This window comes from Mesorhizobium sp. P2_F7 (assembly GCF_056403695.1).
Genome location: NZ_JBFUFA010000001.1, coordinates 895,177 through 919,802 on the forward strand (window position 1 = coordinate 895,177; position 24,626 = coordinate 919,802).

The 24,626-nt window shown below is 63.8% G+C and carries 23 protein-coding genes; 9 read left to right on the forward strand and 14 right to left on the reverse strand.

What is annotated here, in order from left to right; translation table 11 throughout:
- Positions 1 to 47: 47 nt before the first annotated feature.
- Positions 48 to 1,193, forward strand: coding sequence for a hypothetical protein (locus AC1DZ8_RS04085; RefSeq protein ID WP_477306132.1), 1,146 nt, complete (start codon positions 48 to 50; stop codon positions 1,191 to 1,193).
- Between the two features lie 392 nt (positions 1,194 to 1,585).
- Entirely contained in the window at positions 1,586 to 2,128 is a 543-nt protein-coding gene (locus tag AC1DZ8_RS04090) for a hypothetical protein (protein ID WP_477400328.1), read from the forward strand.
- A 207-nt stretch (positions 2,129 to 2,335) separates the two neighbouring features.
- Here AC1DZ8_RS04090 and AC1DZ8_RS04095 read toward each other — a convergent pair whose 3' ends face one another.
- Entirely contained in the window at positions 2,336 to 3,046 is a 711-nt protein-coding gene (locus tag AC1DZ8_RS04095) for a haloacid dehalogenase type II (protein WP_477400329.1), read from the reverse strand.
- A gap of 93 nt (positions 3,047 to 3,139) precedes the next feature.
- On the opposite strand from AC1DZ8_RS04095, the gene AC1DZ8_RS04100 reads away from it, so the two are divergent.
- Positions 3,140 to 4,054, forward strand: coding sequence for a LysR substrate-binding domain-containing protein (locus tag AC1DZ8_RS04100; protein WP_477308501.1), 915 nt, complete (start codon positions 3,140 to 3,142; stop codon positions 4,052 to 4,054).
- Positions 4,055 to 4,192: 138 nt separating this feature from the next.
- Here AC1DZ8_RS04100 and AC1DZ8_RS04105 read toward each other — a convergent pair whose 3' ends face one another.
- Both AC1DZ8_RS04105 and AC1DZ8_RS04110 read right to left on the reverse strand, forming a co-directional pair.
- Complete coding sequence (locus AC1DZ8_RS04105) at positions 4,193 to 4,375, reverse strand: hypothetical protein (RefSeq protein ID WP_477308499.1); 183 nt, start codon at positions 4,373 to 4,375, stop codon at positions 4,193 to 4,195.
- A 317-nt stretch (positions 4,376 to 4,692) separates the two neighbouring features.
- Positions 4,693 to 5,721 (reverse strand): LacI family DNA-binding transcriptional regulator, encoded by a 1,029-nt coding sequence (locus tag AC1DZ8_RS04110; protein WP_477308513.1) that lies wholly within the window; start codon positions 5,719 to 5,721, stop codon positions 4,693 to 4,695.
- A gap of 673 nt (positions 5,722 to 6,394) precedes the next feature.
- On the opposite strand from AC1DZ8_RS04110, the gene AC1DZ8_RS04115 reads away from it, so the two are divergent.
- The 3 genes from AC1DZ8_RS04115 to AC1DZ8_RS04125 all read left to right on the forward strand — a co-directional run bounded on the left by AC1DZ8_RS04115 (position 6,395) and on the right by AC1DZ8_RS04125 (position 10,065).
- Positions 6,395 to 7,357: a sugar-binding protein gene (locus AC1DZ8_RS04115; protein WP_181056760.1), complete on the forward strand. Its 963-nt coding sequence runs from the start codon at positions 6,395 to 6,397 to the stop codon at positions 7,355 to 7,357.
- Positions 7,358 to 7,494: 137 nt separating this feature from the next.
- The gene (locus AC1DZ8_RS04120) at positions 7,495 to 9,033 is read left to right on the forward strand and encodes a sugar ABC transporter ATP-binding protein (RefSeq protein WP_477308497.1); all 1,539 of its coding nucleotides are present in this window, start codon (positions 7,495 to 7,497) and stop codon (positions 9,031 to 9,033) included.
- Positions 9,034 to 9,075: 42 nt separating this feature from the next.
- Positions 9,076 to 10,065, forward strand: coding sequence for an ABC transporter permease (locus AC1DZ8_RS04125; RefSeq protein WP_477308495.1), 990 nt, complete (start codon positions 9,076 to 9,078; stop codon positions 10,063 to 10,065).
- Positions 10,066 to 10,314: 249 nt separating this feature from the next.
- On the opposite strand, the gene phnN is transcribed toward AC1DZ8_RS04125, so the two are convergent.
- The 9 genes from phnN to AC1DZ8_RS04170 all read right to left on the reverse strand — a co-directional run bounded on the left by phnN (position 10,315) and on the right by AC1DZ8_RS04170 (position 19,926).
- Entirely contained in the window at positions 10,315 to 10,944 is a 630-nt protein-coding gene (gene phnN, locus AC1DZ8_RS04130) for a phosphonate metabolism protein/1,5-bisphosphokinase (PRPP-forming) PhnN (RefSeq protein WP_477400411.1), read from the reverse strand.
- Positions 10,941 to 12,080 carry an alpha-D-ribose 1-methylphosphonate 5-triphosphate diphosphatase gene (locus AC1DZ8_RS04135; protein ID WP_477308493.1) on the reverse strand — a complete coding sequence of 380 codons (1,140 nt, stop codon included), beginning with the start codon at positions 12,078 to 12,080 and terminating at the stop codon, positions 10,941 to 10,943. The genes phnN and AC1DZ8_RS04135 overlap by 4 nt, the downstream gene beginning before the upstream one ends.
- Before the next feature lie 42 nt (positions 12,081 to 12,122).
- Positions 12,123 to 12,830 (reverse strand): DUF1045 domain-containing protein, encoded by a 708-nt coding sequence (locus AC1DZ8_RS04140; RefSeq protein WP_477308491.1) that lies wholly within the window; start codon positions 12,828 to 12,830, stop codon positions 12,123 to 12,125.
- A 151-nt stretch (positions 12,831 to 12,981) separates the two neighbouring features.
- Positions 12,982 to 13,794 carry a 5-deoxy-glucuronate isomerase gene (iolB, locus tag AC1DZ8_RS04145; RefSeq protein ID WP_477400330.1) on the reverse strand — a complete coding sequence of 271 codons (813 nt, stop codon included), beginning with the start codon at positions 13,792 to 13,794 and terminating at the stop codon, positions 12,982 to 12,984.
- A gap of 5 nt (positions 13,795 to 13,799) precedes the next feature.
- Positions 13,800 to 14,030, reverse strand: coding sequence for a DUF3329 domain-containing protein (locus tag AC1DZ8_RS04150; protein ID WP_112559931.1), 231 nt, complete (start codon positions 14,028 to 14,030; stop codon positions 13,800 to 13,802).
- Positions 14,031 to 14,073: 43 nt separating this feature from the next.
- A complete protein-coding gene (gene iolE, locus AC1DZ8_RS04155; RefSeq protein WP_477308487.1) occupies positions 14,074 to 14,991 on the reverse strand; it encodes a myo-inosose-2 dehydratase in 918 nt (305 codons plus the stop codon).
- 115 nt (positions 14,992 to 15,106) lie between these two features.
- Entirely contained in the window at positions 15,107 to 16,957 is a 1,851-nt protein-coding gene (iolD, locus tag AC1DZ8_RS04160; RefSeq protein ID WP_477308485.1) for a 3D-(3,5/4)-trihydroxycyclohexane-1,2-dione acylhydrolase (decyclizing), read from the reverse strand.
- 32 nt (positions 16,958 to 16,989) lie between these two features.
- Positions 16,990 to 18,924, reverse strand: a complete 1,935-nt coding sequence (locus AC1DZ8_RS04165; protein WP_477400331.1) for a bifunctional 5-dehydro-2-deoxygluconokinase/5-dehydro-2-deoxyphosphogluconate aldolase — start codon at positions 18,922 to 18,924, stop codon at positions 16,990 to 16,992.
- A 273-nt stretch (positions 18,925 to 19,197) separates the two neighbouring features.
- Positions 19,198 to 19,926, reverse strand: a complete 729-nt coding sequence (locus tag AC1DZ8_RS04170; protein ID WP_477308483.1) for an SDR family NAD(P)-dependent oxidoreductase — start codon at positions 19,924 to 19,926, stop codon at positions 19,198 to 19,200.
- A 138-nt stretch (positions 19,927 to 20,064) separates the two neighbouring features.
- On the opposite strand from AC1DZ8_RS04170, the gene AC1DZ8_RS04175 reads away from it, so the two are divergent.
- Positions 20,065 to 20,955 carry an AraC family transcriptional regulator gene (locus AC1DZ8_RS04175; protein ID WP_477400332.1) on the forward strand — a complete coding sequence of 297 codons (891 nt, stop codon included), beginning with the start codon at positions 20,065 to 20,067 and terminating at the stop codon, positions 20,953 to 20,955.
- Here the strand turns inward: AC1DZ8_RS04175 and AC1DZ8_RS04180 are convergent.
- Positions 20,952 to 21,797: a MurR/RpiR family transcriptional regulator gene (locus AC1DZ8_RS04180; RefSeq protein ID WP_477308509.1), complete on the reverse strand. Its 846-nt coding sequence runs from the start codon at positions 21,795 to 21,797 to the stop codon at positions 20,952 to 20,954. The genes AC1DZ8_RS04175 and AC1DZ8_RS04180 overlap by 4 nt on opposite strands.
- A 154-nt stretch (positions 21,798 to 21,951) precedes the next feature.
- Here AC1DZ8_RS04180 and AC1DZ8_RS04185 point away from each other — a divergent pair, with 154 nt between their 5' ends.
- Positions 21,952 to 23,061 (forward strand): Gfo/Idh/MocA family protein, encoded by a 1,110-nt coding sequence (locus AC1DZ8_RS04185; RefSeq protein ID WP_477308479.1) that lies wholly within the window; start codon positions 21,952 to 21,954, stop codon positions 23,059 to 23,061.
- An 11-nt stretch (positions 23,062 to 23,072) separates the two neighbouring features.
- Here AC1DZ8_RS04185 and AC1DZ8_RS04190 read toward each other — a convergent pair whose 3' ends face one another.
- A complete protein-coding gene (locus tag AC1DZ8_RS04190) occupies positions 23,073 to 23,774 on the reverse strand; it encodes a helix-turn-helix transcriptional regulator (protein WP_477308478.1) in 702 nt (233 codons plus the stop codon).
- A gap of 127 nt (positions 23,775 to 23,901) precedes the next feature.
- On the opposite strand from AC1DZ8_RS04190, the gene AC1DZ8_RS04195 reads away from it, so the two are divergent.
- Positions 23,902 to 24,537 carry a LysE family translocator gene (locus tag AC1DZ8_RS04195; protein ID WP_477308476.1) on the forward strand — a complete coding sequence of 212 codons (636 nt, stop codon included), beginning with the start codon at positions 23,902 to 23,904 and terminating at the stop codon, positions 24,535 to 24,537.
- Positions 24,538 to 24,626 lie beyond the last annotated feature (89 nt).

A 24,626-nucleotide genomic window follows, 5' to 3' on the forward strand; every position in this document is an offset into this window, starting at 1 on the left:
GTTCGATAGTCCGCGAAAACATAAAGGCGCCTCGGGGGGAACCTGCATTGACAGGTCACAATCACTATTCGAACTGCACGTGCGGCTGGTGCGTCAACAACCGCCGGACGGGGTTCGATCGTGGGCAGGCTCTTGCTGACATGCGCCGTCAAGACGCGGTTTCGCTATTAAGCAGGAACTCGGCCCGCACCATCAGCGGCTGCTACACTAATCCGAATGCGCGATGCCCGGTTTGCGGGGCGTCGGTGTTCTTCTACGCGAATGCGTTTGGCAGCAGGGTCTATTTTGATGACCTCGGGCATCCATGGCCCAAGCACCCATGCACTGACAATCCCAGACGCAAGTTCGCCTTTGAAGCGGTCACAGAAAGCCGGCCGATCAGAAGACCGCGCGGCCTTGCGAATGAGCTAGTCGCCGCGGCGCAGACCGCCGGAATGTTCACACCCACCGCCGATGCGAGAGGCTGGCGCTTGCTCGTGGTCCTGTCCGCCGAACGCAGCGGCGACATGAATGTCGTGACCGCAGAATTCCTTGATGGCGCGAGTGAGCTAATCAAGTTCAGGTATCTTTCGCCAGCATCCCTCCTAGAAGCGGGCGATTTCGCCAGCAAGAAAGGGGATGCCTTCTCCTTTCTGAATCGCGCCACACTGACCGCTGTCACGACAAAGGATGGCGCTGTCATCGAGGCTACGCCCTCCAATCCCATTGAGGTCAAAAGCCGGGCTGCGCCGAGGCAGCCTGTTACGCGGCGGCTCATATCCTCCAAGCCTAAGCCCGCAAGTCCTCCTGTGAAAAGGCCGGCTAGCCATTACGACATGAAACAGGCCGAGGTAGTGCATTTCCATTCCAAGACGTTCAACATTGCGGACATGTGCGACAAGTTCGGGCCGATCGTGAAATCCTATGCACGATCAGGAACAAGAAAGCCGAGCGATGTGGCCGTCAGGTTGAACGGCGAAGGATACAGGACGGCCGCCGGGGCGCGCTGGACACCGCGCCTTTCGTTTTTTCTGCTGGGACTGATCTTTACCGAGCCTACCTCTCGGAAAGCCGCCAAGGACCCTCCGTCTAAGCCGGGGCTAGCCCCAAGCTTGCAGTCGGAGCAACGTCAACGCGAACCGCGACCGCTTACGCAGGAGGATCTGGTCAGCCGATTGTCTGCGCTGGGCCGCGTCGTTGTCAAAGGGAAGTGAAAAAATTTATATAGCGTAAACAAGGACATACCGGTTCTCAGTTTCATCCTGTGGGGCGCGCCAAATCAACAGTCCATTCCAGCCGCTACAGCAGCTGAACGAAGCGGGCTTCGACGGCTGGCCAGAGATACGCGCCCCGTCTCTATCCAATAACCACCCTCACGCAGTTACCCCTCCTGTTTCCTCACGACCGGGGGACATTCCAAGCTCGAGAATCCTCGATTCTTTCCACCAATCCCCAAATATCTATTCCAAACTTTCCAAGCAACCATAACAACGATTTCCAGTACTGCCTATTCTTGCAGAAACTAAAAACGCTACGCTCGCGTAATCATATTGGTAACGGATGCTGCTCAACCTGCATCCAGGCAACCAACGCGGGGAGCGTCGTTATGGGTTTCTTGAAAAGCTTTACCAAAATCTTGGCGGGCGGCGCTGTTGCCGTTGCTTTGTGCTTTCCGGCTAGCGCGGGCGGGCTCAATGTGGGCGTCGGCGGGGTGGGCGTCTCGGTCGGCGGCAGTGGCGGCGGGCTTGGCGTCGGCGCCTCTGTCGGCGGCAGCAAGGGCGTCAATGCCGGCGCAGCGGTCGGCGGCACAAGCGGCGTCTCCGCCGGTGTCGGCGCGACGGTCGGCGGCACCAGCGGTGTTGCGGCCGGCGTCGGCGCATCGGTTGGCAGCGGTGTCGGGGTCGGCGCCGGGGTCGGCGTGGGCAATGGGGTGACGGCCGGGGTCGGCATCGGCATTGGCGGGGGCCCCACCAGCCCGCGCGATCCCTACACGCCGGCAATCCCGACGCGACCGGCGGTGACGGCCATCAACGCCATGTCGGCTGGCCAGCTCGCCAAGATGAAGAAGCGCTGCGCCAGCGTGCTCAGCGGCCAGGGCACCTACGATCGCGACCTGAAGCAGCTCTGCCTGCTTTTGGCGCGGCGCTGAGACTGTCTCATCGGCCGTGAGGCCAAGGCGGTTTATCGTTTCACGAGGCCTGCCTCTTGGTTTTACGCAATTTCCTGGGGAAAGCGCCGTGCGCTTTTCCCGGGAAAAGCGTTTTCATATTTTCCTGAAATTACTGCCGCGTCGGCCGGATGGCAGCTGCCAGCGGCCCAGCCCGTCACCTCTGAGGTGGCGCGCTTCGCGTGGGCGTTACCGGGCCGGAAGCCAGCCTGCCGCTTCGAAAAAACCTGATACCTCATCCAGCCCGTGCGCGATCGCGTCCGGCTGGTAGTCGGGTGGCGGGCGGCGGCCGGTGCCGCGGTCGACCCACACGGCGCGAAAGTTGAGATCGCGCGCGGCGGTCAGGTCGAGATGCGGGCTGGCGCAGATGTGCACCAGCTCGTCCCTGGTCACGCCAAGGGTTCGCCAGGCATGTTCAAAAATCTGCCCCGACGGCTTGTAGGCCTGCGCCTGCTCGGCGGTGATGACCCGGTCGATGGCGCCGTCGAGCTGCGCGACATTACCGGCGATGATGGCGTCATCGGTGTTGGAGATGATCGCCAGCCTGAAGCCGGCATCCTTTAGCCGGCGCAGCGCTGCTACGACGTCCGGGAAAGGCGGCATCTTGCCGATCGACGCGGTCAGCAGCTCCGCATCATCGGATGCCGCTTCGAGCGAGAACTCACGCAGCGCCAGCCGCAGGGCCTTTGCGGTGACGTCGGCGAAGGACAGATGCGGCCTGGTGTGCTCGAGCTCGTGCTCGTGCCGGTCATAGGCGGGGATGAAGTCTTCCGCTTCGATCTTGCGGCCCTTGCGCGCAAGGATCGTTTCCATCGCCGCCATCAGGCCTTCGTCCCACTGGATCAGCGTTCCGTAGCAATCGAATGTCAGCCAGGTCGGGCGCGGCCCGTTCAATGCCATTTGTAGAGACCTCAGGGAAAGTTGGCTGGACACTGCCAGCGATCTCAGTCATTTGAAAATTAAATGTTGCGATAGGGTCAAGTGGGATTTCGAATGGATCTGGATCTCGATCTGTTGCGCAGCTTCGTCGCGGTCGTCGAAACCGGCGGGTTTACGCGCGCAGCCGAGCGCGTTCACCTGACGCAATCGACCATCAGCCAGCAGGTCAAGCGGCTGGAGGACAGCGTCGGCCACAGCCTGCTCGTGCGCGAGCGCGCGCCGGGCGGTGTGCAGCTCACCGAAGAGGGCGAGGTGCTGCTCGGCTATGCGCGCCGGCTGCTGTCGATCTCGGCGGAGGCGGAAGCCGTCCTGCGGCAGCCTGCGGCGCCGAAGACGGTGCGGCTCGGCGTGCCGGAAGACTTTGCCGGCCGGCGGCTGATCGACCTGCTGTCGGGATTTGCGAAGGCTTCGTCGCACCTTCGCCTCGACACTGTCAGCGGCTGGAGTTTCGAGCTGCGGCGGCGCCTGCTGGATATCGGCGAGATCGACCTGGCGCTGATCAAGCGCGAACCCGGCGACGCGCCTTGCCTGGGACGCTGGGAGGAAAAGCTGGTCTGGGTAGCCGGCGCGTCCGGGGCGCTCGACGCCGACCCGGTGCCGCTCGCCATGTTTCCGCAAGGCTGCATCTACCGGCAGAGGGCGACGCGCGCCATCGAGGCGACGGGGCGGATGTGGCGCATCGCCTATACAAGCCAGGGACTGATCGGCGTACAGGCGGCAGTGGCGTCGGGGCTGGGCATCAGCCTGCTGCCGGTGGATGCGGTGCTGCCCGAGCACCGCCTGCTGGGCGCCGCCGACGGTTTTGCCGAACAGCCGCCGTCCGAGCTGGCCTTGATCGCGCCCTCGCAACGGCTGGATGTGCCGGCGCGCGAGCTGGCCGCGTTTCTGGTCGCAAACATCGGCAGCATTCTGCATGGCTCGGTCACCCGGCCCAGGGAAGCGCGACGCCCGGTCGCGGCCTTGCGCTGACTGCCGCCTGGCTGGCTGCCATCTGCCTGATTAACCCCTTTTATACCAGCCCCCGAAGTCCTCTGGCCTTTTGTCCCAGCCGCTCTATCTGGCTAATGTTAGCCTAATCCTCTGATGGAGGTTTTGATGGATCGGCGATCATTCTTGACAGCATTGTTCGGCGTTGCGGGGGCCGCGGCGCTTGCTACCACGGTTAGGCCTCTCGAGGCCGTGGCCGGGGTTCCCAATATAGGCAACGGCATTCTCGATGAACTCGACAAGCAGGATGCCAATTCTCTCGATGACGGCGAAGGCCCGGGCGATGTCGAGCAGATCTACCATCGGCGATGGCACCGTCGCCATCACAGGCGGCGTGTCTGGAGACGGCACTGCCGCACCTTCTGGCGGCATGGCCGGTGGCACAGGCGCTGCTATCGCAGGCGCTCCTTTGTCATCTTGCGGTTCTAGAGCAATTCCAGGAAAAGTGTGAAACGGTTTTCCGTCCGGAATTGCGTCAAAACAACGAGTTAGAGCGGGTCGCCGCTTCCGTGAAACGGTGACCCGCTCTAGCCAAGGCTTGATCCCGGGGTTCGGATGAATCCTTCCCTGAGGCGCAAATGCTGAACAGACCCATCCCGACTTGCTTCGGGATGGGAACGTCAGCCTTGTCCAGACACCGCCGCCACAGAGTCGCGCTCGACCAGCGGGCATTCCAGCTTGGTGATGGGATAGCGGCCGCGGCCGGGAGGTGGCGGCACTTCCAGCTGCTCGATCGCCCATTGGCCCATGGCCATGTGCGGCAGGATCGATGTCGTCAGCGGCGGGAACAGATGCCGGGCGATCTCCTCATCGTCATAGCCGACGACGGAAATGTCCTGCGGTATGTGCAGGCCCGCTTCCTTCAGCGCTTCGTAACAGCCGATGGCCGTGCGGTCGTTCTGGCAAAAGATGGCGGTCGGACGGTCTTTCAGCGCCAAAAGCTTCACGGTCGCGGCATAGCCCGCACTTGCCGACCAGTCGCCTTCGACCACCAACTCCGGATCGAACGGGATGTCGGCGGTCGCGAGCGCCCTGCGATAGCCTTTCAACCGGTCCTGCGCAGCCTGCATCCATGGCTCGCCGGTGATGGTGGCGATGCGGCGGTGGCCATGGCCGATCAGATGCCGGGTCGAGCTCTGGCCGCCTGCGATCTCCGAGGGCACCACGGCCGGGAAGGCATAGTCCGATGTGTAGCAGTTGAGCAGGATGACCGGGATATCGAGGCCGTAGAGGAAGTCGGGGGCTGAGATCTCGCGGGTGAAGATGGTCATGTAGATCAGCGCCGAGATGCCGCGCTTGGTGAGGGCCGCGATGGCGCGCGGCTCCATGACGGCGTCGCCCATGGTCTGCGCGACTAGCAAGACATTGCCGGCGTTCCACGACGCCTGGCGCGCGCCCTCGATGGCGACGACGGCTTCCGGGCTTGTCGCGAGCTGGTCGACGGCGAAGCCGATGACGCCATCGAGCCCCTCGAAAGCAGGAACCGGCTTGCGCAGCGCCGAGAAGGCGGGCGCGGTGTAGCCGAGCGAACGCGCCGCGTCGATCACCCGCTCGCGCGTCTGCTGCGACAGCCTGATGCCGGGCGAGTTGTTGAGCACAAAGGAGACGGTCGCCTGCGAGCAGCCGGCCGCCCTGGCGATGTCGGTCATGGTGACGCGACCGCCTTTGGCGGTTTTGGCCGACGCCTTGCGCCGCCGCGCCGTCTCGCCGACCTCCGGAACCCTCGTCTCGCTCATGGCATTCGTGTCCCCAATCCTCCGCCTGTCTAGCGGCAGCCTGTCAGGCCGACAAGATGGCTTGGCGCCGTCTACTAATTGAAGTCGCCGGATTTGATTATGTTTATTATCAGTTTTGGATCGCGGCCGCTACGCCTCTCCGTTCGATGGAAACTCAATGGCCGCAAGGCATACGTCTAGACGCAGCCGAGGCGACGCCTCTCCGGTGAGCGAGCCCCGAGGCCGCCGCCGAGTCGTCTCCCGGGACCTTTTACTAATACTGTTTACTAATACAAAGATGCGCTGTAACGTCAATCCGTCGCGTCCGGCTCGGTTTATGGCTAGCGCGGCAGAAAGTGCAGTGAATAGCCTGATGGTGAGCGGGGATTGCGTCCGCAAGCTTTGTCTCGGACATGTGATATGTCAGACAAATCAGACTATTTACGAGCATGGGATGAGTCTCTAAAGTCCGTGATCGCGACTGGAACGACGCCATTCTTTTCAGTGCCGGGAACCCTGAGGAGGAGGGCGTCCAGATCGCAAGCGGCAATTCAGTGAATGCAGGATCGGTTCAGTCCGACGACTGGGCCAAAACGGGAGGTTGAACATGAAATCCTTGATACGACATGCATCCGTGGCCACCGCAGCCCTGCTGCTTGGCCTGACAGCGACAGCCATTGCGCGCGCCGACGACAAGCCGACGCTGGCCTTCGTCGTCAACGGCGCTTCCGACTTCTGGAAGGCGGCGGAAGCCGGCGTCAAGAAGGCGCAGGGCGAACTGCCCGACTACAATCTCGAACTCAAATATCCCGAGCAGTCCTCGGTCGCCATCCAGCAGCGGCTGATGGACGATCTGGTGACCGCCGGCGTCAAGGGCATCATGGTGTCCGCCGTCGACCCCAAGACCTCGACCGATGGGCTGAACAAGATCGCCTCGGAAACGGCGCTGTTCACCACCGACTCGGATGCGCCACAGACCAAGCGCGTCGCCTATATCGGCTCGTCCAATGTCGATGCCGGCAAGCAGGCGGCCGAGATTGCCAAGAAGGCGATGCCGGACGGCGGCAAGTGCCTCGGCTTCGTCGGCCTGCTCGGCGCCGACAATGCCAAGGAGCGCATCCAGGGCATGAAGGACGGTCTCGCCGGCAGCAAGATCGAACTGGTCGACGTGCGCGGCGACGATATCGACCAGGCGCGCGCCAAGAAGAATGTCGAGGACGCGCTGGTCGCCAGCCCCGACATCACCTGCATGGTCGGCTTCTACTCCTACAACACGCCGCGCATCTATGAAGCGCTGCGCGACGCCGGCAAGCTCGGCTCGATCACCGTCGTCGGCTTCGATGACGATCCGATCACGCTGGGCGGCGTCAAGGAAGGCACTGTGGCGGCGACTGTCGTGCAACAGCCCTTCGAATGGGCCTATCAGGGCATGAAGCTGATGGCCGCCTATCTCAAAGGCGACAAGTCCGGCATTCCGGAAGGCGGCCTGATCATCATCCCGACCAAGATCATCGGCAAGGACGATGTCGACGCCTATGCAGCCAATCTGAAGGCGATGTCCGGAAACTGAGGCCACGAGCAGTTACGCCGGCTCAAGGTTCGCCTTGGGCCGGCGATCGTGTTGACGGGCGGGCGAAGGCCCGTCAGTCTGCTGAAGGGGCCATTTTGGCCCAGCGGCTGCTGGCAAGCGCGATCAATTGTGGCTTGATGAACTATTCCGAGACATCCATCGCAGCGACTACCCCGTTCCTCGGCCTCGAGAACGTGCGCAAGACCTATCCGGGCGTTGTCGCGCTGGACGGTTTTTCCATGGAGGTCAGACCGGGCGAGGTGATCGGCCTTGTCGGCGAAAACGGCGCCGGCAAATCGACCTTGATGAAGATCCTGGGCGGCGTCACCAGACCGGACAGCGGCACCATCACCGTCGACGGCGTTGCGCATGACGGGCTCAGCGTCGAAGGCAGCCTGGGCTCAGGCATCGCCTTCGTGCATCAGGAACTCAACCTGTTCGAAAACCTCGACGTCGCCGCCAACATCTTTTTCGGCCGCGAGCCGTTACGCGGTGGGCCGCTGCGACTGGTCGACCGCGCGAAGCTGCGCGATATGGTGGCGCCGCTGCTGAAGCGCGTCGGCGCCAATTTCTCCGCCGATACGCCGGTCGCAAACCTGTCGCTGGCGCAGCAGCAGATGGTCGAGATCGCCAAGGCGCTGTCGATCAAGGCGCGGCTGGTGATCCTCGACGAGCCGACATCGAGCCTGCCGATCGCCGAGACCGACAAGCTGCTCGATGTCATCAAGGCGCTGAAGGCCGACGGCATCAGCGTCATCTTCATTTCGCACCGCCTGCACGAGATCGAGCGTGTCGCCGACCGCGTCGTGGTGCTGCGCGACGGCATGCTGGCCGGCACCTTGCCGAAGAGCGCCATCAATCACGACCAGATGGTCAAGCTGATGATCGGCCGCATGCTGAAGGAGCGCGAGAAAGCCTCCGAAGCGGCGCGAGCACCGGGCGCCACGGCGCTGTCGGCCAAAGCCATCCGTACCCCCGCCTACCCTGCCCGGCCGGTCGATCTCGATGTCAGGCGCGGCGAAATCCTCGGCCTCGCCGGCCTTGTCGGCTCCGGCCGCACCGAGCTGGCGCGGGTGTTCTTCGGCATCGACAGCGCGCTTGGCGGCACGATCGAACTCGACGGCAAGCCGCTTGTCCTGGGCTCGGCGGCCGATGCCGTCGCGCACGGCATTTTTCTCGTCCCTGAAGATCGCAAGCTGACCGGCATCCTGCTCGATTTGTCGATCGCGCAGAACATTTCGCTGCCCAACCTGCCGGCCCATGCGAAGCGCCAGCTGGTGTCGGCAAGTGCCGAGACCGTCACCGCCGAGAAGCAGAAAAAAGATCTCGGCATCAAGGCGCCCTCGGTGCAGACGCGCACCGGCTCGCTGTCGGGCGGCAACCAGCAGAAGGTGGTGCTGGGGAAATGGCTGGCCATGAACCCGAAGGTGATGATCCTCGACGAGCCGACGCGCGGCATCGACATCGGCGCCAAGGCCGAGATTTACGGGCTGATGCGGGCATTGGCCGATGCCGGCGTCGCCGTGCTGATGATCTCCAGCGACATGGAAGAGGTGATCGGCGTGTCCGACCGCATCGCCGTCATGCATGAGGGCAAGATCTCGGGCATTCTCGACAAGGAACAATTCAGCCAGGAAAACGTGCTGTTGCTGGCGGTCGGCAAGCCGGCAAATTAGCCGGATTCCGGCACGGGCCGGTCCGGCATTGGGGAGAAGACGATGAGCAAGAAAGATCTCGGCCTGCTGATCCTGATCCTGGTGGTCGGCGCCGTGGTGACCGCCATCAACCCGCGCTTCCTGCTGCCGATCAATCTTGCCAACACCTCTAACCTGATCGGGCTGTTCGGCATCCTGTCGATCGGCCAGGCCTTCGTCATCATCACCGGCGGCATCGAATTGTCGGTCGGCTCGGTGGTTGCGCTGCTCGGTACGCTGTTCATCGACTTCATCGCCGTGCGCGGCCTGGGATGGCCGATCGCGCTGCCGCTGATCCTGGTGCTCGGCGGCATCATCGGGCTGGTGCATGGCTGGCTGATCACCCGGCTCAAGTTACAGCCCTTCGTGGTGACGCTCTGCGGCCTACTGATCTATCGCGGCGTGGCGCGCTTCTACACGGCCGACGGCACCGCGGGCTTCGGCTTCGGGCAGAATTTTCCGGAGCTGGAATTCCTCACCGCCGGCCGGTCGTGGGGCGTGCCGAACAGCTTCATCGCGCTGATCGTCATCGCCATCGTCATGTGGGTGGTGCTGCACCGCTCGGTGTTCGGCCGCTATCTCTACGCCATCGGCAAGAACGAGGAAGCCGCGAAATATTCCGGGATCCGCACCGGCCGCGTCGTCATGGCCGCCTATGTCATCTGCGGCGTGCTGACGGCGCTGTCGGCGATCTATTTCGCCATGTATACGCGCTCGATTTCGCCGGCCAGCCATGGCCAGTTCTATGAACTCTACGCCATTGCGGCGGCGGTGCTCGGCGGCTTCTCGCTGCGCGGCGGCGAAGGCTCGCTGGTCGGCGTCATCCTCGGCACCGTGCTGCTGCAGGAGTTGCAGAACCTGGTCAATCTGCTCGGCATCCCGTCTTCGCTCAACTTCGCGGTGATGGGCGGCGTGATCCTCATCGGCGTGCTGGTCGACCAGCAATGGGGCGTGTTCCGCGCAAGACGGCTGATGCTCGACGCCAGCCGCAAGGGCGCCGTGGCGGCGGAGTAGAGCTGGCGCTGCTTCTTCCTTCTCCCCCTGTGGGGTGAGCAGCCGGTTCGCATAAGCGAATTCATCGTGCCAGTGGCACGATGAAAGGCTGGCGAACGCCGGGACGCTGCGAAGCAGCGGGGACCCGGCAGGTGGACCGCCCCGGCCCTTCGCAGGCTCAGGGCGTTCGAGGCTCGAAAAGCCAAGCTATTGGCTTTTCGTTCGCTGCGCGAACCGCTTCTCACCCCACAAGGGGAGAAGGTAAGGGCCCTAAATTACGCCCGACATGTCGGAGAAGGCCATCGCCTTGCGCAGCACTTCGGCGAAGCGCTCGCCGGCGGTTTCGCGCGGGCCGCCATTGTCGATCGAAGTGACGCCGGGTCCGGACAGAGCGACATTGGCGCTGCGGGCGAGGCGGGCGAGCACTTCGCCGCGCGACTCGCGGCCGCGCTGGGCCAGCCGCTCGGCGAGGATTTCCGGGGCGGCGGTGATCTCGACAACAGCCAGGTTGGCATAGCGATCCCGCAGCACCGGGATGACCGCGCGCGAGACATTGGCGACCGCGACATGGCCGTTGGCAATCGACCAGTCGACATCGGCCGGGATGCCGTAGCGCAGACCGTGCGCCTCCCAGGAAATGGCGAAGGCGCCGTCGGCTTCGGCTTCGACAAAGGCCGCGTCGGCCAATGTGTCGTGATCCTCGCTTGCCGAGTCGCTCGGCCTGGTGATGACCCGGCGCACGAACTCCAGCCGCGTCTCGTCGGCAAATAACGCCTTGGCGTAGCCGATGACCGTATCCTTGCCGGCGCCGCTTGGGCCGACGACGGCGACGAAGACGCCGTTGCGGACCGGAAAGGCCTCGGCGGTGAGTTCGCGCTCGATCGACGCCGAAACCATCAGGCGACCCGACGGCCCTGGCGCCAGACGGTGCGCACGACCGGCACGTGATCGTCGACGCGCACCCGCACCAAATCGGCGCGGCGGCCTTGTTCGATGACGCCGCGATCGCTGAGGCCGATGGCCTCGGCCGGGTTCTTCGACACCATGGCAACCGCCTGCGGCAAGGAAATGCCTTCAACGACATCGCCGAGGAAGAAGGCCGACTGGATCAGGCTGAACGGAATGTAGTCGGACGACAAGATGTCGAGCAGGCCGTCGCCGGCCAGCGTTCGGGCCGAAACATTGCCCGAGTGCGAGCCGCCACGCATGACGTTGGGCGCGCCCATGAGCACGCCGAGCCCGGCCTCTTTCGAAGCTTTGGCGGCTTCCAGCGTGGTTGGAAACTCTGCGACGCGCACGCCTTGCTCAATCGCCTCGTCGACATGGCCTGATGTGGCGTCGTCATGGCTCGCCAGCACAATGCCGCGCTCCTGGCAAGCTGCGGCGATAACAACCCGGTTGGGGCCTGAATAACGCGCCGACTCGCCCATCCGCTTTTCGCAGAACAGCTTGAAGTCGCGATCGGTCAACTTCAGCTTGCGCTGATAGTAATAGGCGTAGGTCTCGAGGTTGACGAACTGGCGCTGTCCCGGTGCATGGTCCATCAGCGACGCCAGCCGGACCCGTTCGTCGCCATCGAAATTGGCAAAGGCTTGCAAGCAATCCGGCGCCGAGACCTCGCAGCGCAGGTGCAGGAAGTGATCGGCCCGCAACCGGTCCTTCACGCCGCTGTCTTCGATGGCGTCGACCAGTTTGCGGATGTCGTCGGAGGTCAGGTCGGCATCCTCGTCCATGCCGACTCGCAGGGCATCGAGCACGGTGGTGATTCCGGCGGTGGCGACCTGCGCGTCATGGGCAAGCACGGCTGCAACCGGGTTCCAGCGCACCTTCGGGCGCGGCGCATAGTGGCCTTCGAGATGGTCGGTGTGCAGTTCGACCAGGCCGGGGATGATGTAGTCGCCGCCCATATCCTCGCCGCTCCGCCCTGTGCCGGCGTCGATGCCGGCAATAAAACCGTCACGCAGTACGAGCGAGCCCTCGACGATCTCGTCGGCAAGCACGATGCGGGCATTGGTCAAAACGGTCTCGGCGGTCATTTCAGGCAGTCCTTAGGGTTCAGGCGAAGTTGGTCAGGGTAGTCAGGCGGTTTTTCTCGCAGCGCGGCGGCCGAGCGCATGATGGGAAAGCACCATGAACGGGGCGCCCGATTCGGTTTCGACAAACAGCGTCAGCGCATCCACCAGCACGGGCTTTAGCAGCACCGCGGCGAACAGGCTGTCGATTGCTGCGCGCAGACGTAGGCTTTCCTGTGGCCCGGCCCGGCCCGACAAGGTCATGTGGAAGCGAAACGTCTCGAACACATAGGGATAGCCCCACTGGCAGAGATTGCGGAACTCGGCCGGCTTCAGTGAATCTGGGCTGCGCCGCTCGATCTCGGCCTCGGTCAGCGGCGCACGAAAACGGTCGAAGCCAAGCACGACATCATCGGCGAAACGGTTGAGCGGCGGCAGCGGGGCTTCCGGCACCAGAGCGAAGAAGCCGTCGATCTGGCTGACGACGAGGCGCGGGATGGTGACCGTCGGCGTCGCTTCGGCAAAGACGTCCAGGGCAGCACGCAGCGAGGCTTCCGTCTCGTTGGGGGCCAGCCGGAAGGGGGCCTTCAGCGTCGCATGAAAACCGTAGCGGCGCGCCGAGGCGGTGTGGAAGGCGACTTCCGCCGCCGACAGTTCGCCCACCGCTTCCACCGGCCTGGTGGCGCCGCCGAAAGGGTCGCGTCCCAGCCAGTTGGCGGCGAGCCGCGCCAGCGGTTCGTCCTGCCTCGGTGTGAAATAGATGGCGTAGCGCATGAGAAATCCTCGTCAGCCCGCTGCCATAGGTGATTTCCATGACGGATTGACGAAGCTTATGCGGGTTTTCGATGGCGAATCGACCCCACAGGTCCTTAGCCGACGATTTTTCGAAGCTGGACCAATAGGTTCAGCCGAAAATGGGGGCTGTTCAAGCCTTCATCAGCCATTCGTGCTCGGGCGCGTTGTGGAATTTCCACGTCCGCTTCGGCCCGGCCATGACGTTGAGATAATAGAGATCGTAGCCGTGGCAGGCGGCGCAGGGGTGGTAGCCCTTGGGCACCAGCACGACATCGCCATCCTCGATCGCCATCGCCTCGTCCAGTTCGCGGGCGCCGTTCTGGTCGGCGTCGGTATAGACGCGCTGGAAGGCGAAGCCCTGCGGCGGGTTGAGGCGGTGGTAATAGGTTTCCTCGAGATAGGATTCGGCAGGCAGATTGTCCTGGTCGTGCTTGTGCGGCGGATAGCTCGATGTGTGGCCGCCGGGCGTGATGACCTCGACCACCAGCAGCGAATCGGCCGGCTTGCCTTCCGGCAGGATGTTGGTGACGTAGCGCGTGTTGGTGCCCTTGCCGCGAACCTCCTGGCCGAGATCGTCGGGCGCGATGACGCGGACCGGCAGGCCGCCGCCCAGGCCCGGCGCGGAGCAAACCGCGAGTTCGAGGTCGGTGTCGGCGGTGACCGACCAGTCTGATCCCTCGGGGATATAGACGGACCATGGCTTGCCTTCGAAGGGCGACATGCGTTCGCCGAGCAGGCCGAGATCCTGGCCGCCGGCCTTTGCGGTGCCCTTGCCGGTGACGAACACCAGGCAGACTTCGCGATCGTCCGTCTTTCCCGAGGCGTTTTCGCCCGGCTTGAGCCGATGCAGGTCGAAGCCGACATAGGTCCAGCCGGCGCTTTTGGGCGTGACATGGGCGACGCGGCCATGGCCCTTGTCGGCTTTGACGAGCAGTTTCGACATTGCGGTCATTCCTTCGGTTCGGCGCCAGTCTTCGGCTCGACCGGAGGCTTCGCCCCGTCGACCGGCTTGTAGAGATAGAAAAACTGCCAGACGGCGTAGGCGGCGAAGCCCAGCGCGATAACGCCCCAGAACGGTGTGCCGGAGGCAAATTCGATGATCGCCCAGATCACGCAGACGGCGACGACGGCAACGCGCCGCCACAGCGGCCGGAAGAATGGGTGCTCGTAATCTTTCATCGGGCCAATCTAAAGCAAGCTGGCTCGGCGGAAACCCGTCGCATCAGACATTGGGAAAGCCTTGCGTCTCGACGGTGTAGCCGGCGGCCGTCATCACCCGCATCAACTCCTTGTGGCCGACCTGCGCCATCTTCAGCGGGGGGTTCTTCTTCGGGTCCTGCTCGGCCTCGACGACGAACCAGCCTTCATAGCCATGGTCGGCAAAGCGCTGCACGATGGCGCCGAAATCGAGCGAACCGTCGCCCGGCACGGTGAAGGCGCCGAGCGCCACGGCGTCGAGGAAGGACTGTTTCGTGCGGTCGAGCCCGTCGATGACGCTCATGCGCACATCCTTCACATGGACATGGCTGATGCGCTTGTGGTGGTTGTCGATGGCGCGCAGCACTTCGCCTCCAGCAAAGGCCAGATGCCCGGCGTCGAGCAGCAGCGGAATGCCGTCGCCGGAATGACGCATGAAGGCATCGAGCTCCGGCTCGGTCTCGACCACTGCCGCCATGTGGTGGTGATAGGACAGCGGCATGCCTTGCTCGGCGCACCATTCGCCGAACTCGGTCAGCCGCCTTGCATAGGCCTTCATCTCGTCGCTCGACAGTTTCGGCTTGGTGGCAAGCGGCTTGGAACGGTCGCCCTGGATCGAGCGGCCGACCTCGCCATAGACGATGCAAGGCGCATTCACCGCCTTGAACAGGTCGATCATCGGCTGGATGCGATCCTTGTTCTTGCCCATGTCCTCATCGACCAGCGTGCCGGAAAACCAGCCGCCGCACAGCGTCACGTCAGCCTTTTTCAGGATCGGCAGCATGACAGCGGGATCGTTGGGGAAGCGGCGGCCCATTTCCATGCCGGTGAAGCCGGCCGAGCGCGACTGGCGCAGGCACTCTTCCAGCGAGACGTCGTCGCTGAGTTCGGCAAGATCGTCGTTCCACCACGCAATGGGGGACATGCCCAGTTTGGCTTTCAAGTCGTCACTCCGGATTGAAACAGTTCATTCTTTGGCCACTAGCCCCGGACCCCCACCCGGACCTTCGGTCCGACCTCCCCACAAGGGGGAGGTAGGGGCTGGCGCTGCCTTAGCATCAATCGCCGATTGTCTGCATCTGCCGCTTTTCGTCATAGGCCTTGCGTGCTGCGTTGACCTGGCTGCGCACTGATACTTCCGGCACCGCGACATCCCACCAATGGCCGCCGGCATCGGTGGAGACAAGCGGGTCGGTGTCGATGACGAGCACCGTGGTGCGGTCATTCTTTTTCGACTTCTGCAGCGCGTTTTCCAGACCGGCGATCGACGGCACTTTTTCTGATATCGCGCCCATGCTCGCCGCATGCGCGGCGAAGTCGATGTCGGGCAGGATTTCGTGGTGCGAGTCCTTCAGCAAATTGTTGAAGCTGGCGCCGCCGGTGGCCATCTGCAGCCGGTTGATGCAGCCATAGCCGCGGTTGTCGAGCAGCACGATGGTCAGCTTCAGGCCGAGCATCACCGACGTGGCGATCTCGGAATTCAGCATGAGGTAGGAGCCATCGCCGATCATGACGACCACCTCTTCATCTGGCTTGGCCATCTTGGCGCCGAGGCCGCCGGCAATCTCGTAGCCCATGGTCGAGAAGCCATATTCGGCATGATAGGAACCGGGCGCACCCGCCTGCCACAGCTTGTGCAATTCGCCGGGCAGACCGCCGGCGGCATGCAGCAAGGTCACGCCCGAGCCGAGCGCGCGTTGCACGGCGCCGATCACCTGCGCATCCGAAGGGAAAGCAGCGTTGGTGGAGGCCGTCACCTTGCCGGCTTCGGCCTGCCAAGCCTTCTTGCCGGTTGCCGAATTGTCAGTCCAGGTCGACGGCGCCTTCCAACCCTTCAACGCTGCCCCGAGTTCAGCCAGCCCCTCGGCCGCATCCGCGACCAGCGGCAGCGCGCGATGCTTGCCGGCGTCGAAAGGCTGCACGTTGAGGCCGATGATGGTCTTGCCGGAGTTCTTGAACAGCGCCCATGAGCCGGTGGTGAAGTCCTGCAGCCGCGTGCCGATGGCGAGCACGACATCGGCCTCTTCCGCCAGCCGGTTGGCGGCCGATGTGCCGGTGACGCCGACCGCCGCCATGTTGAGCGGATGGGTGTCGGGCAGCGAGGACTTGCCGCCTTGCGTCTCGCAGACCGGAATGCCGGCGCCTTCGGCGAATTTCGTCAACTCGTCCGAGGCCTGCGAATAGAGCACGCCGCCACCGGCAATGATCAGCGGCTTCTTTGCGCCCTTGAGCGCTGCCACTGCCGCTGCCAGTTCGCCACGGTCCGGACGCGGCCGGCGCTGGTGCCAGACCCGCTCGGCGAAAAAGCTCTCGGGATAATCATAGGCTTCGGCCTGCACGTCCTGGCAGAGCGACAGCGTCACCGGACCGCAATCGGCAGGATCGGTCAGCACCTGCATGGTGCGGCTCAGCGCCGGGATGATCTGCTCGGGCCGGGTGATGCGGTCGAAATAGCGCGACACCGGACGGAAGCAGTCATTGACCGTCGCCGTGCCGTCCGAAAAATCCTCGGCCTGCTGCAGCACCGGATCTGGGATGCGGTTGGCAAAGACATCGCCCGGCAAAAACAGGACGGGCAACCGGTTTACATGCGCGAGTGCTGCCGCCGTCACCATGTTGAGCGCGCCAGGGCCGATCGACGAGGTCGCGGCCATGAAGCGGCGGCGGAAATTGGCCTTGCCATAGGCGATCGCCGCATGCGCCATCGCCTGTTCGTTGTGGGCGCGGAAGGTCGGCAATTCGTCGCGCACCTGGTAGAGCGCCTCGCCGATGCCGGCGACATTGCCATGCCCGAAGATCGCCCAGACGCCGCCGAAGATCGGCACTTTTTTGCCGCCGATCTCGGTCATCTGCTTGCTCAGAAAGCGGGTCAGCGCTTGCGCCATCGTCAGGCGGATTGTCTTGCTCATGGTGTTTTCCTCCGCAGTCCTGTGCCGCGCCTTTATGCTGCTTTACGGCCACGCGCGGCAAGCCACGCTTCGGTCAACTGTTCGAAGCGCGCGGCCATGTCGGCGATCGCTTCGTCGTCCGACATCTTGCCGGCCAACCACTGTTCGGCGGCGTGGACGAAGATGGTGCGGCCGACGGCGAAGCCCTTGACGATCGGCGCCTTGGCGGTAGCGGCGAAGGCAGCTTCCAGCTCGTCCTGCGGCGCTTCCAGCCCAAGCAGCACGACGCCACGGCACCACGGATCGTGCTTGAGGATGACGGCTTCGATCTTGGCCCAGGCACCGGCCGACGCCTGCGGTTCGAGTTTCCACCAGTCGGGCTTGATGCCGAGCGCATAGAGTTCTTCCAGCGCGCGCGGGATCGTCGTGTCGTCGAGCGTGCCGTGCTTGCCGGCGATGATCTCGACCAGCAATTCGCGTCCGACCTTCCGCGCGGCCTCGAACAGCGCGCGCAGTTTCTGCTGCTGCTCTTCCTTGAGCGCCGCCGGATCGTCAGGGTGATAGAAGCACAGGCATTTGATGCAGTGGTCGACCGGCCATTCCACCAGCTGCGAGCCGATGTCCTGCGAGAACTCGAAGCGCAGTGGCCGCGAGCCCGGCAGTTCGACGGGACGGCCGAGCCAGGCGAAGCGATGGCGGGCGAACTCGAACATCGCCTCGCGGCCATGCTTTTCGTCGATCAGCATGCCGTAGCCGTCGCGGCCGGCCGCGACTTTTGCTGCGGCCTTGACCGCCAGCACCTTGAAATCGCGGATGCGCGCCGGATCGGCGCCGGTCTTGGCCGCGACATCCTCAAGCTGGACGCGGTGGTCGCAGGCGAGCGCCATCATCGAAGGAATGTCGCGGCGGCGGGTCGTCGCCCAATGGATGTGGTTGATCGCCTCGTCCTTGCGCAGAGCGAGATGCTTGCTGCCGTTCCTAAGGAAGAACTGCAGCTCCTCGAAGGTCGGATATTCCGGCGCGCACAGCAGCCGCGACACGGCAAAGGCGCCGCAGGCATTGGCCCAGGTTGCCGACGTCGCATGGTTTTCGCCACCCAGCCAACCGCGCAGGAAGCCGGACATGAAGGCGTCGCCGGCGCCGAGCACATTGTAGATCTCAATCGGAAAACCCTTGCCGACGATGCCGTCTTCAAGATCGTCGCTGATCGGGCCATCATAGACGATGCAGCCCATGGCGCCGCGCTTCAAGACGATGGTCGCCTTGGACAGCGAACGGATGGTCTTCAGCGCGCTCAGGCAGTCGTCGGCGCCCGAGGCGATCATGATCTCTTCCTCGGTGCCGACGATGAGGTCGCAGTCGGGCAGCACCGTCTTCAACTGGGACGAGACGCGATCGGACTTCACATAGCGCTCGAAGCCTTCGGCATGGCCGGCCAGGCCCCATAGGTTCGGCCGATAGTCGATGTCGAACACCACCTTGCCGCCCTTGGCCTTGATGATGCGGATCGCCTTGCGCTGGGCGGCGTCGCTGTTGGGCCGGGAAAAATGCGTGCCGGTGACGACGATGGAGCGCGCCGAGGCGATGAAGGCCTCGTCAATGTCTTCCGGCGCCAGCGCCATGTCGGCGCAGTCGCTGCGATAGAAGATCATCGGCGAGACGCCTTCGCTCTCGACCGAAAGCAGCACCAGCGCCGTCAGCCGCTCCTTGTCGGTCTTGAGACCGTCGACATTGACGCCTTCGCGCCGCAGCTGTTCGCGGATGAAGCGGCCCATCTGCTCGTCGCCGACGCGGGTGAGCAGAGCCGAGCGCAGGCCGAGCCTTGCGGTGCCAACCGAGATGTTGGCCGGGCAGCCGCCGACCGACTTGGCGAAAGAGGTGATATCCTCCAGCCGCGAGCCGATCTGCTGGCCGTAAAGGTCGACGGAAGCGCGACCGATGGTGATGACATCGAGCGGAGCGTATTTCGCGTCCACGGCTTCGCTCATTGGAACCTCCCGTCAGTCTTGTTGTCGTTAGAGCGGCTAGCCGTTTCACGGCGAACCACTCTAACTCTTGTTTCACGCAATTCCGGACGCGAAACCGCTCACACTTTCGCTGGAATTGCTTTTGCGACCTAGTTGGGGGACACGCGCGAGCGGCAGCGTGACGCCGCCAATATGAAATAATAATTCCAATCCATAGTCAATATGGAATGAGCATTCCTTCTCGGAAAAGTGCTGCGGATGATCGCCGCCGGGGACTTTCGCGTTCGGCTCCTTTTACCAGGGGAGCGGACCGTCGTCGTTGAAATAGCCGGCGGTCGGACCATCGGCATCCAGGGTCGCCAGGTGTATGACGATCTCAGCCGCCTGCTGCACAGTGCGGTGGCCTTTGAAGCCGTTGAGGTCAGTGGCGGTATAGCCGGGCGCCGCGGCGTTGATTTTGATGCCGCTCGGCCCGAGTTCCCGGGCGAAGGCCACAGTAATGGCGTTCAGCGCCGTCTTGGAGCTGCCGTAGCCCAGCAGGTTGACCGCCTGGTTCGGCGTGCCGGAATCGAGCGCGCGGCCGATGGACCCGGTCGAACTGCTGACCATGACGATGCGCGCGGCCGGCGCTGCCAGCAGCAGCGGCAGAAAGGCCTGGGTGACGCGGATCGGCCCGAAGACATTGACCTCGTAGGTTGCCGTGATGTCGGCCAGATGCTGCTCGCTCGGCGGCAGCTCGTAATTGATGGCGATGCCGGCATTGTTGACCAGCACGTCGAGACCGGGGCCTTCAGCGCCGACCATTTTGGCGGCGGCCGCCACGCTGTCGTCCTGCGTGACATCAAGCGCAAGCCATTGAACGTCCAGGCCTTCGGCGCGCAATTCTCGTTCTGCGGCCATTCCGCGCCCGGCATCCCTGGCGCCGAGCCACACCTTGAAGCCCATCGTCGCCAGCCGTCGGGCGATTTCGCGGCCGATGCCCTTGTTGGCGCCGGTCACCACAGCGGTTTTCGTCGTCGTCATTTTATATCTCCATTTCTCCCTATCGGAGACACAGAGATGGCGCGCCGCCGGCGATACCGCGCGCCGGAATCTATCTAGCTCTTGCCTAATCCTCTCATCCGCCTTGCGTCATCCGTCTGGATGCGCGATGCTGGCGCCATGAGCGAGGCCTTGCGGGAACTGATCGACATTGCCGGCCGTCATGCAGACGGACGGCGGGTGAGAACGGCGATCCCGCATGTTTCGATCGGCCGCAGCGAAGCCACCACAGCACCGGTGGCGGGTGTGTGGGGGTCCGGGATTCTGTTCGTGCTGCAGGGCGCGAAGACGGTGCTGATCGGCGACAGGGCGCTTCGCTACAATCCCGCCAGCTATTTCATCTACACGGTGGAAACGCCGACGATCAGCCAGATCATCGAAGCGAGCGCCGGGCGTCCGTACCTCGCTATCGGCTTCGCCCTTGATCTGCCGGCTGTCGCCGCCCTGCTTGTCGAGCACGAGCCGGCGCTTGGCGGCGACGGTTTCTCCACCTCGCCCGTCAATGACGATTTGCTCGACGCATTGCGGCGCATCATGCGGTTGCTCGACCGGCCGGCGGAGATTCCGGTGTTGGCCAGCATGCTCGAACGCGAGTTGCTGTTTCGGCTGCTGCAAGGACCCCAGGGCGGGAAGCTTCGCCAGCTGGCGCGCACCGATGGCCATCTGTCGCGCATCGGCCAGGCGATCGCCTGGATCCGGACGCATTGCCATCAGCCGATCCGGGTCAGCGACCTCGCCCAGATCGCCCATATGAGCGAGGCTGCCTTTTACCGTCACTTCAAGGCGGCGACGGCGATGAGCCCGATCCAGTATCAAAAACAGATAAGGCTGCTGGAGGCCCGCCATCTGCTGCTTGCCCAGCCGGGCAATGTTGCCAGCGTCGCTTTTGCCGTCGGCTATGAGAGCGCTTCCCAGTTCAGCCGGGAATATGCCCGCCAGTTCGGGTCGCCGCCGGCGCGTGATGCGGCGCGGCTTTCGGCGGCAGGCGAGGCGGCGGCAGAGGTGATCTAGGCCTTACGCTTACGCCCGGTGCTGCGCCGCTTCTCGCCGACGCCGACGGTCAACGCCATGGCCAGCGCCATGGTGGCCGACAGCGAGCGGAAGCCGGCGAAATCGGCCTCGGCGACTTCGAACCAGACCCTGGCGAACTGCGCCAGCGGCGAAAAAGAGCTGTCTGTGATGGCGACGATCGGCACCCCCTGTTCGGAAATGGTGCGGGCTTCCTCGATGGTGGCCGGCGCATAGGGCGAGAAGCTGATGGCAATGACGGCATCCGCCGGCGTGGCGAAGGCGACCATTTCGGCGTTGAGGCCGGCAGCCGACTCGATCAGCTGGTTGCGGATCTTAAGCTTGCCCAGCGCATAGGCGATGTAGCTTGCCACCGGATAGGAGCGGCGCTTGGCGAGCACATAGATGGTCTCCGCCTTGGCCAGCAGCGAGATGGCGTCTTCCAGATGCGCTTCGTCCAGCGTGCGCGAAATGTCGTTGAGCGAGGTGCTGGCAGCGGCGACGAAGCCGTCGAAAATGGCGCGGTGGCCCGCACCCGCATCGGCCTTGGCGCGCAGCGCCTGCAAGCGTTCGTCATAAGACGAGTTGCGCTCGCGCAGCCGCTCGCGAAACACCTGCTGCAGGCTGGTAAAACCGTCAAAGCCGAGCTGCTGGGCAAAGCGGATCAGGGTCGAGGGTTGCACGCCGGCCGAAGCGGCGATGCTGGCGGCGGTGCCGAAGGCGATGTCGTCGGGATTGTCGAGCGCATAGGCGGCGATCTGGGCGATGCGCTTGGGCAAGGTTTCGCGGCGATCGAGGATCGTGGCGCGCAGCGTCTCGAAGTCGCGAGGTACCCGTTCGTCCATCGTCGGCCCGTCCAAGCTCATCGGTGAAACGTCCTCTCTGCCCCATCATAGCGAGCCTGCGCAAGAACACCATAAAAAATGAGGCAGACATTCCATTCCGAGAAAAAATGGACTAATTCATCCACCGGTCGCTTTTGGCATTGGGAGAAAAGAAATGGTCGGCGTCGGTCTTATCGGCACGGGTTTCATGGGCAAGTGCCACGCCATAGCGTGGAGTGCCGTCGGCGCCGTCTTTCCCGATGTCGCCAAGCCAAAACTGGTTCACCTCGGCGAGGTCAATGAGGAGCTCGCCAAACGCAAGGCGGGCGAGTTCGGCTTCGCCAAGGCCTCCGGCGACTGGCGCGCCGTGGTCAACGACCCCGAGGTCGACATCGTCTCCTTGACCACGCCCAACCAGTTCCATCCGGAAATGGCCATCGCCATCCTCGAAGCCGGCAAGCATTTGTGGTGCGAAAAGCCGATGGCGCCGAGTTTCGCCGAGGCCGAGGCGATGGCAGCCGCGGCGAAGAAGTCCGGCAAGGTTGCGGCGCTGGGCTACAATTACATTCAGAGCCCGGCGATCCGCCACATCGGCGCGCTGCTCGACGAGAAGATCATCGGCGAGGTCAACCATCTGCGCATCGAGATGGACGAGGATTTTATGGCCGACCCGGAAGCACTGTTCTTCTGGAAGCATGAGGCGGCGTCCGGCTACGGCGCGCTCGACGATTTCGCCGTGCATCCGCTGTCGCTGGTCTCCACTCTGTTCGGCCGCGTCGCCAGTGTCATCTGCGACATGGCCAAGCCCTATGCCGACCGCAAGCTGGCCGCCGGCGGGCGCCGCGCGGTCGAAACCTACGACATTGCCAGCGTGCTGATGCATCTGGAAAACGGCATTGCCGGCACGCTGCTGGTCAACCGCTCGGCCTGGGGCCGCAAGGGCCGCATCGCCATCCAGATTTTCGGCTCCAAGGGCTCGATCCTGTTTGACCAGGAGCGGATGAACGAAATCCTGCTCTACGTCACCGCCGACCGCCCGACAGAGCAGGGCTATCGCACCATTCTGGTGGCGCCGCACCACAAGCCCTACGACGCCTTCCTGCCGGCGCCCGGCCATGGCCTCGGCTTCAACGATCTCAAGATCATCGAATGCCACGAATTGCTGACGCGGCTTGCCGGCAAGCCGGCGCGGGTGATCGAGTTCGCCGAAGGGCTGGAGATCGAGCGCACCGTGCACGCCATGGCAAGATCGTTCAACGAAAAGCGCTGGGTGGATGTGCGGTAGAACCGCTCACTTCACCCGGTCGCGGCCACAGCGTTCGTCTCCCAGCCGTCGACCCAGACCTGTCGCAAGCGATCGCCTTCGCCCTTGAAGCGCAGGCCGGTCGGCTGGCAATCCTCGATGCGGTCGCTGCGGAAATTGCGGATCGCCTGGCGCAATTCGCACCAAGCGACGATGTTGGCGGTCTCGGCGTAGTAGATCAGCGCGATCGGGCGGATCAGGCGTTCGGAGGCGCGGCCCATTTCGTCGCGATAGGAGAGGTCGAGCTTCTCCTCGTCGCGGATGGCGCGGCGCACCAGCGCCAGATCGATGGCGCCGATTGCGGGCGCGGCAAAACCCCAGACATGCAACGCATTGGCGTCGAACGCCTGGCGCAAGGGCGGCGGCACCGCACCGGCGATCTTGGTGCTGACGCGCTTGGCCGCCTGCTTGAGTTCGCTGTCGCCGGTGCGTTCGAGCAACGCCAGCGACAACACGATCGCCTCCATTTCCTCGATCGAAAACATCAGCGGCGGCAGGTCGAAGCCGGGTCGCAGTATATAACCGATGCCGCGCCCGCCTTCGATCGGCACGCGCATCGCTTGCAGTGCTGCGATGTCGCGATAGATCGAGCGCACCGTCACTTCCAGCTGCTCGGCAATCATGGCCGCCGTCACCGGCTGCCTTGCCAGCCGCAGGATCTGGATGATCTCGAACAGGCGCGACGCCTTGCGCATTTCCGCTCCCCGATGAAACGCTACTGACACATCCCCGTCAGTTGGGATGGTCTATTGGACTGCCTATCGGCTTGAAAATCAACAAATTCCTCAATGGCACTCCAGCAGGAAGCGACAGGCAACTGACATGAGTTATGCAGAAAATCTCTGGCTTTTCTTTATCCTGCTGTTCGGCATCATCATCGTGCCCGGCATGGATATGCTGTTCGTGCTCGCCAATGCGCTGACCGGAGGCCGCGACAGGGGGCTTGCCGCCACCGGCGGCATCATGGTCGGCGGTATCGTGCACACGCTGAACGGCGCTATCGGCGTCGGTCTGCTGATGCATTTCGTGCCGATCCTGTTCAAGCCGTTGCTGCTCGCCGGCGCCGCTTACATGGCCTTCATCGGCATCACGCTGATGCGCAGCTCCATCACCGTCGGCGATGACGGGCCCGCCGGCAGCCGCTCGGCATGGAAGGCGTTTCGCCAGGGTTTTGTGACCTGCCTGATCAACCCCAAGGCCTACCTGTTCGTGATTGCCGCCTACCCGCAGTTCCTGAAGCCGGATTACGGCGCGATCTGGATGCAGGCGACGATCATGGGGCTGCTGACGGTGCTGACCCAGGCCGCGATCTATGGCGGGCTGGCCATCACGGCCGGCCGTAGCCGGAACCTGCTGGTCGCCAATCCGCGGGCGACCGCTTTTGCAGGGCGGGCAGCCGGGCTGCTGCTGTTTGCGGTTTCGGTGTTTACGGCATGGGAGGGGCTGAGCGCGGCGTGATCTCCGACCAAGCGATTCCAGTACACGTCTCGGCGCTGCGCTTGCGGATCACAGTCCCGGTCTTGTCGTCGAGGGCGGCAGCGGCCCCG